This window comes from Dellaglioa sp. CoH-57-MRSF-20 (assembly GCF_056781955.1).
In genome coordinates this window covers 1-242 of sequence record NZ_JBXAXV010000323.1, presented here as the reverse complement: position 1 = coordinate 242, position 242 = coordinate 1, and the positions used below count along the sequence as shown (strand labels likewise).

At 60.7% G+C, this 242-nt stretch carries 1 protein-coding gene; it reads left to right on the top strand.

The features are described from left to right. A partial coding sequence (locus AC1RPN_RS09175; protein WP_481763876.1) for a DDE-type integrase/transposase/recombinase occupies positions 1-242 on the top strand: 242 nt, incomplete at both ends.

Here is a 242-nt window from a genome sequence, read left to right as displayed (position 1 = left end):
CCGGGTAGCCATCACGCTCGAAGCCGAGCATGCCGTCGCCGTGCTGGAAGAGGCGTTCGCGAGGTATGGGCAGCCGGAAATCGTCAATACCGATCAGGGTAGCCAATTCACCAGCGACGCGTTCACTGAGATGGTGCTCGGCAAAGGCGTCCGGCTGTCGATGGATGGCAAGGGCAGTTGGCGCGACAATGTGTTCGTCGAGCGGCTAGGACCTATCCGTCATTTTGTGGGCGGGGCATATC